Source organism: Methanobrevibacter sp. (genome assembly GCF_045114555.1).
Classification (GTDB): domain Archaea; phylum Methanobacteriota; class Methanobacteria; order Methanobacteriales; family Methanobacteriaceae; genus Methanobrevibacter.
Genome location: NZ_JBGUKT010000001.1, coordinates 1 through 8,410, shown reverse-complemented (window position 1 = coordinate 8,410; position 8,410 = coordinate 1). Strand labels below are relative to the sequence as shown.

At 32.8% G+C, this 8,410-nt stretch carries 4 protein-coding genes; all 4 read right to left on the bottom strand.

Annotated elements, in window-relative coordinates; translation table 11 throughout:
- Window positions 1–296: 296 nt before the first annotated feature.
- Window positions 297–647, bottom strand: a complete 351-nt coding sequence (locus ACJMLB_RS00020; RefSeq protein WP_295608361.1) for a DUF2149 domain-containing protein — start codon at window positions 645–647, stop codon at window positions 297–299.
- A 182-nt stretch (window positions 648–829) separates the two neighbouring features.
- A complete protein-coding gene (locus tag ACJMLB_RS00015; protein ID WP_405322637.1) occupies window positions 830–1,573 on the bottom strand; it encodes a MotA/TolQ/ExbB proton channel family protein in 744 nt (247 codons plus the stop codon).
- A 95-nt stretch (window positions 1,574–1,668) separates the two neighbouring features.
- Complete coding sequence (locus ACJMLB_RS00010; protein WP_405322635.1) at window positions 1,669–5,622, bottom strand: Ig-like domain-containing protein; 3,954 nt, start codon at window positions 5,620–5,622, stop codon at window positions 1,669–1,671.
- Window positions 5,623–6,024: 402 nt separating this feature from the next.
- Window positions 6,025–8,410, bottom strand: a 2,386-nt coding sequence (locus ACJMLB_RS00005; RefSeq protein WP_405322633.1) for a NosD domain-containing protein, incomplete at its 5' end; no start/stop codon positions are given.

The following is an 8,410-nucleotide window of genomic DNA, read 5'->3' as shown; positions in this document are numbered from 1 at the left end:
GATTCCTTTAATGTCCATCAGTCAAGCATCATTGTCATCCATCAAAGGCCGTGTCGTTTCTGCTCCAGAGTCATACTTCTCAGCATAAGTCTTTCAACTTTACAGTCTATATGATGTGCGGAGTTTCCCTAGTTATAAAACCAGCAGCTGTCTTCGGCTTACCATTAAAAATAATTTATTTCTTCTAGTATAAATAATGAATTAAAAAATCAATAGCTATAAAAATAAAATATAATGAATAAAAAAAGTCAAAATATAAAATAAAAAATATTAAAAAAATAAAAAAAGAAGAAAGATTAATTAGTCTTATTCTGAACCATAATCAGCTTACCCGTAGATGGATCCTTATAGACCTTACCCATCTCAGTATAGCCTTGACCGGTTTGATTGCTTGTATCTGGAGTTTCATTCAATATCTGACCCTCTTGAACCTCAGTCACTTCCTGATTCATGGCTTCCATGACCTTTTCCTTCTGTTCCTGAGTCAATTGGTCATTGAATAAAACGCTTTGCATATTCCAAGCAAGCACTAGGAAAACAAGCAAGCCTACAGCAATTACCAACATTGCATCCACAAGGTTAGCTGTTCCTGCCATAGGGTCTTCTTCCTCACTGTCAAAACGTCCTTTTCCTCGACGACGAGCCATAACAATCACCAAAATATATGAAATCCTTATTAAATTTTCAAATTTTAAACCATATGAATTCTAATCTATTGTAAAATTTTTTAAATATATTGTATACAATATAAAAGCTTGTTTTCTAAAAACAATTAATTAAAATTATTGTTTTCAAAAGTATATTGTATAATTTTCAATCACTTCAGTGACTATTTAAGTCTCTCATCTCTCTTGTCAATATTATCTAAAATCGCATCCATCAATGCATCCAAGTTAGCAAGGTATTCACCAAACCATCTACGTCTTAATTTAGATGCAAAGTATGCAATAGCACCAGCTCCAATACCGATAACTGTTGTATTGAATGCAATTGTAATCGCACTTGCAAGTGTGGTTACATCACCGGTACCTAATGCTGCAAGACCTGGACCCATAGGGATTAAAGTACCCATCAATCCAAGGGTTGGACCAATCTTAGTGACAATGTCAGTCTTGTTGAGGTTCTGTGCAATCTTATCCTCTTCATTATCTATCAATCTACGAGCTAGGGTTTCCCTTGACTTTTTACCAAGATGCTCTGACTCTGCCAGTTCAGATAAGATCTTCTTTTGAGACTTTTGAATATCTGCATTATTAACCACATTTTTAATATCTTCAGCAGACTCCGCATCATAGATTGAGTAAATCATTTCTTTGATTAAACTAACAGGTACTTTCTTACGAGAAAGGTGTTCTGATAGAAGCTTTCCTAAAGTATATACAGCGAATACTAAAAATGCTATTAAAAGAATGATTACAGGTATCTGTAATGCCTGAGTAATAGCAGTCAATGAACTATCCAGTATAGGAAATCCAGTACCATTAGTATTTGAGAAAAATGCAAACAATCCATTGTTTGTTCCCTGAAAGGCAGCTTCATCTGCAAAAATCAATGCATTTCCAATATTTATCATTAAATCACCATAAAAATAAAATAATTAAAAAAATATTTAAATTTGAAATAAAAAATCATTTAGAAAGGCAGCTGCCTTCCTAAATTGATTTGAATCTATTTTATTACAACTTTACCTGTCTTTTTAACTGCATAGTAAGTCTTGTCACCAGCAAATTTAACTGTAACCTTATAGGTTTTCTTTCTAGAGAGTTTAACCTTTACAGTAGCTACACCTTTCTTATTGGTTTTTGCAGTATATTTCTTGCCGTTAACAGTGAAAGTAACCTTTTTGGATTTGATGACCTTTCCAGTTTGATCCTTTAAGGTTGCAGTTAATTTCTTAACCTTTGCATACCTTTTATATTTCTTTTTAGGAACAGTCAATTTTGTTTTGGTCTTGGTTACCTTAACTTTTATGGATTTGGTGCTAGCTGTGTAATAGCTGTCTCCTGCAAACTTAAGTGATACAGTAAAAGTTTTTACTGTTTTTAAAGTCAATTTGAAAGTAGCTACACCTTTGGAATTGGTTGTTGCAGTGTAGGTCTTTCCATTTACAGTTGCTGTGACTTTTCTATTTGCAATTACATTTCCACTTCCACCCTTTAAGGTCACTGCGATGGTTTTTGAAGCTGTTGTAACTGTAAAAGTTTTAGTTGGAGATGTTAAACTACTTGTACCTTTAGTTACAGTGATTTTTCCATTTGCTGTAGAAGCAAAGAAATACTCTCCACCATTAAATTTAACAATTATATCATAGGTTTTAACTGCATTTAATGTAACTTTAACAGTTGCTATACCATTAGCATTGGTTTTAGCAGTGTACTTTTGTCCATTAACTGAAATTTCCACATAACTGTTAGGAATTGCTTTACCTTCTTCATCTTTAAGAGTGACTGAAATAATTTTATTTAAATTATCCAATTTATAAGAAGAATTAGAAACAACTATAGTGGAATTGACTTTTTTAATGAAAGTGTTTCCTTCAACAACATTACTTTCACTGCCATTGAAAGTTAAAACCTCAATAGAGTGATTTGTTAGAATTTCAAAATTATTTCCTATGAAATTACATTCAATTGCCTTATATCCTAAAACAACCCCCACAGCATGTAATGGACCAACGATTTTTACATGATTATTGGTAAAATTATTGTATTTAGACCCTTCAGCGGAACTGTTAGGGCTTGCACCAATAATACCAATACCATACATAACAGGGTCATTTGCATCGAGTATTATTTCATTGTTTGAAATAGTGTTGTTAAATCCACCATAATGGATAAATACTCCTGCAATGGTATTATATGACTCATTTAAATTATAATCGGATGGGAGGTCTGAACCAACATTGACTTTATTGTTTGTGAATGTAACATTTGATGAATGGATTAATAAAGCACCATAGGTCCTATATACTCCTGAAACCATATGGGAACCTGGTATTACACCATCCAAATAATTATTGGAACCTGTACCATCAGTACAAATTGTAGATCCATCCGTACAAATAACAGTACCATCAGTACAAATAACAGTACCATCAGTACAAATAATGGAACCATCTGTTTCATTAACTGTATACTCTCCAGGATTGATTATAGCCCCATCAGGACAGATAATAGTATTTTCAGGGGTGATTTGATAACCGCCTGCATAAAGTTTTGTACCGTTTTCAAGAATAATGGTTCCATCAATGCAATAGGTTACGCCATCCACGCAAACTCCATCTGTACAAACTTCACCATTGAATGTAGTTCCATCAGTACAAATAACAGTACCATCTACACAAACAATAGAACCATCAACACATATATAATATTCCTCTGGAGCAATTATATCACCATCAGGACACATTAATGAGCCGTCAGGACAAACTACATAACCATCAGGGCAAACTACTGATCCATCTAAACAAGCATCTATACAAACATTTAGATAACCATCCAAACAGCTTTTATTATTGATAAGGTATGTTTCTCCACTGCCAATTGTTCTGAGGGTGTTGCCGTCAATGAAAATATCCCTTGAATTGAATGAAAGCAATGCTACAGTGAAATAGTTTCCCCTTGCCTCTAAAACATTATTGATAATAGTACAATTTGAAGCTTCCAAGAGATAGATTGCATAGGCGGAATAAGGGTCATTAATTGAAATATCACAATCCTGAATGATAACATCATTTACACCATTTACTTGAATACCCCATAAACGGTCTTTCAAAGATGTATTCGGATTAGATATTTTAATATTCTTTATGGAAACTCCATCATTCACAATTATGAATGTTGTATCTGTGAATTTTGATTCGACTCCCAAAATATCCACTTTCTGATTAATTGTTAATTTATCCTTGGATGAGAACTCCCCCATAAATATTAAGGTATCATTTTCATTAATCCAATCTTCAAGGTTACCTGTAGCGGAGAAAAACTTATTGAAGTTACTTTCATAAATTAAATGAACAGCATCATCATCTGTTTCATCATCTATAACCCCGTCTATAATAATTGTATTGGGTTCGATAGTTAAATTATCTGATTCAGTAGGAAAACTTATAGGAATTACTCCCAAATTATGTAATATATTATCAACTATTACAATATCATTTGGGAAAATAAGCCTAGTTTTTTTCTCTAATTTAACATTAGACTGATTATTTGAAAAAATTTGATTATTAGATACAATAATATTTTTTAGACTTTCTGATTGACCAAAAATATAAACTCCATATCCAGTAACATTCAAATTATTCTCTGAAAAAATAATGTCACTACCACCTAAATAAGCACCTATACCAGTAATATTTAAGAAAGTATTATTTGTTACATTAGACCCTTTAGATGCAAAAATAGCTGCTTTATCACCATAAAAAATACTATCAGTAATAATATTGTATTTTACTATAGAATTGGTAGTTACATAGATTGCATAATCTCCACCATCCTCATTTGTATTTCCACTATACCATGTACCATGGATTTGAGAAATATTATTTCCCATAATTTTATTACCTGATTGAGTAGCGCTTATACCCCTGTATAAATTATAAACAGTATTATTAAGTATATCATTATTTGCTCCCATTACTTGAATACCGTAACAGAATGAAGAAGGTAACGGAGTTTTCCCATCTTCGTCAACTGCCCATTCAATTCCTCTTAAACTATGAACTGTGTTATTAAAAATTACATTATATGCATTTGCACCCCCAGTTTGACCCATCTCCCCTCCACCGAGGAACCCGGTAAGGTAGATACCATTAGAATCATTTGTTATTACATCATTATTAGAAATATTATTGTAAAAAGCACCACTTAATACAATAGCTGAAGGGTGACCCCAACCAGTTATATAAGCTGTGGTTCGAACTTTATTATTAATAATATAGGAGTTATTTACTGTATTAAATAAAATTGGATAAGATCTAGTTGCATATGAAAAAAGATTGCAATTTGCTATAGTAATATCACTTACATTAAAAACATCAAAAATAGGATTATCCAACTTTCCCATATTTACTTTTAAATTGGTTATATTGGTCCCTTGTGACCCTTTGATGATTTTAAAATTACAATTTGTAAAATTTGCAGTCCCATCAGTAGATGTAATAATCAAAGGAATATTTATAATAAAAGTTTTAGAATTAAATGTTCCTGAAAAGTCTAAAGTGTCTCCAGCTTTCAGTTTTCCGGGAATTATATTCCCGCTCGCATTAAAGTAAGTGGAATATTTGCTTTCAGAAAATTGTATAGTAGATGCAAGAATTTCATCATCAGCGCTAGCACCGAGACTGTTTTCCACACCTACCCCACTTTCAACACCATCAATACTTCCTACATTATCGCTAATGCTTTCATTATCATTAGCAATGATGTCCCCAGTATTTACTTCATCATCAATACTGGAATCGTCAATTTCATTAATTGCCGTTTCAGCAGTTAAATCAATATTAGCATCACTATCCCCTATTATTGAATCTGAATCTACCTCACTTGCACTTACAGATCCAATAGCTAATATCAATAGAATCAATAATCCCAATACTGGAATAATTTTATTAGAATTCATATGTTTAAACACCTCGATTTATAAAATAAATCATTTAGCATGCTAGATTAAAATAATAAATTACTAAATTACATTTCATTTTAATATGATTTTTTAAAATGATAAATCAAACTTGATAAAAAAATAAAATATAATTTAAGAATTTTAAAACTAAATTTATACATTTATATTTATTATTATATAATAATATAAATTTTACGAAATAGTATTAATTATAAAAGGAGTTGAAATAGAAAAGATGGAGAAGAAGATAGAAAATATAGAAAAAATTAGATAAAATAATTAAAAAAAGAAAGGTAAAAGTAGAAACTTTAATAATTTAAAATATTAATTTTTGCCAGGTATTTCCTAATAAAAAATAAAAAAGAGAATAAATATTAGATATTTATTCTTTTATCCAAATTATTCTTCTTCATCATCTTCGTCTTTTGCACCTAAGAAACTGAAACAGAAGACCAATATTAAGAGTAAAGCTACAACCGGTACGAATACTCCACCAGATAAGGATTTACTTGCAACCTCTTCAAGTTCACTTGCAATGATGTCAAATCCATCACCTGCTTCACCTGAATCTCCAGCACCATCATTTGCAGAAGATTGGGCATTTGCATTGAAATTGGAATTTACATTACCGAATGAACTTGCACCATTGGAATCTGAACTTCCTGAACTGCCAGAATTGCTTGATTGGCTTGAAGTTCCATTTGTATGAATTGGACTTCCAGAATTGCTATTGGAATCAGATACATATCTAGAACCAGTGTTTCCGAAAATGTTGTTCATGCCTGTATTATCCTTAACAGCAGCATTTCCTCCACCTTTTGATGAGGATAACTGATTATTTGCAATTGTATTTCCAACTGAACCGTCAATGGTAATTGCATTGTCCCCATCAGTTATGATGGTATTGTCTGAAATGATGTTTCCATTGGAACCCTTTTCAAGCAATATTCCAGTGTTAATCAATGTTACTGAATCAGGATGCTCCGGTCCTTGTGCTGGGTCATTGATACCATCACCAAATGAATGGATAGTGTTGTGAGTGATATTGTTTCCTGAGGAACCGTAAAGGCCCACTTCACTGAAACTACCATTTGCATAGATTTGGTTGTAGCTGATATCATTGCTCCAAGCGGAATAAAGCTCTACAGCATAAATTCCCGCACGGCCAGTAAGATTAAGGGTATTGTCCTTGACTTTAGCACCTTGTGAAATCTCCAATGTCAATCCATATGTATAATTATTGGAATAAAGATTGAATTGGTTGTCTTCAACAACGGTGTCTTTGGAGTTGTGCCTTAAGATCATTCCCATAGCAAAGTAATCCGCATCTATGGTAATGTTGTTCTTTGCGAAAATGTTTTCACATGCATAAGTCACGGATTTACTTGTATCATCACCAGATGAACCCATTCCATAAAGGAATGGATCATGTCCATGAATGTAAACATTGTTTTCACTGATATTGTTTCTATTGGACTCATAGTAAATGTAAAGGCCAATTAGAATGTTTACAGAAGGATTATAAGGCACTTGGAAACCTTCTACAGTTGAAGTGACCTCGATGTCATTGTGAATGAACTGGTTATCGCTTGAGAAGTCCAATATCACACCATATGTCTTGGAAAGCTCTGAAATACTGCGAACTCCATCAATACAAATTGTTTCATAATAAGGATACAATTCACTTGTTCCAATAGCTAATATAGTGTTGTTTTCAAAAAGGGTATCATATGTCTCATAAGTCAAGAGAGCAAATACCAAATTGTCTCCTTGACACTTTATGCTATTGTTTGCAACTGTATTGTTATAGGAGTCGCAAAGGTAAATTCCATAAGATGTATTCTTATCCCATATTGTGATATTGTTTCCTGTAATTACTTCATTATCAGCTTCATAAACATAAATTCCCCAAAGGTTGCAATTGCTGTCATCAGTACCATTGTTTATAATATTGAAGTCTTGAACCTTACAGTTAGAGGTATTTACAAAGATAGTGGTATCCCTTAAAAATGCATTATCACCAATAAGGCTGACAATCTTGTTCAAGACAATCTTGCCTTTAGGTGAAAAGCTGCCGCTGAATACTAAGATATCTCCATCCTTAACAATGTCTCTTAACTTGCCGTTTGAATCGAAATAGGTATTGTAGTTCTCTTCAGTTACCTGATAAACGGTAACATCACCCCATTCAGGTGAATAGTCAATTGAAATAGGATAGAGGATAAGCCTATCTCCAATGTGATTGTTTTCACATAACCAGCATTCAGTAGATGACTGTGCAATGTTTATTGCATAATCATTTGAGGTATAGATAGTGTTATTGTAAATTGAAATGTTATATGGCCTGCTGGATCTTGATTGGTAAATGGATAAAATACCTATTCCCAATCCTGAACCTTGATTCGCACCGATATCGGATAAGGAGTTTACAATGTTGTCGTAGACTTCAGTGTCTTTAGGAGTGCCCTTTATGCTTATTCCTGCACCGGATAAGAAGTCTATTGTATTGTCGTGAACCTTTGAATTGTGACCTCCTTCAACATCCCCTATTCTAATACCGTCTCCACTGCTGTTAATTTGGATATAGTTTCCGTAAACATCGCTATTGGAACCTACAAGAATACCTGCACCAATCACATCTGCATTGTAAATTGAGTTGTTGGCAATTAAAGTGTCATTGCCTCCATTAATACCATAATCCCCACCTATTCCGTTGTTTTCATCAAAACCGTTTATATCATAAATCTTGTTTCCTATGATATAGTTATGAGGATAGCTGGAATGG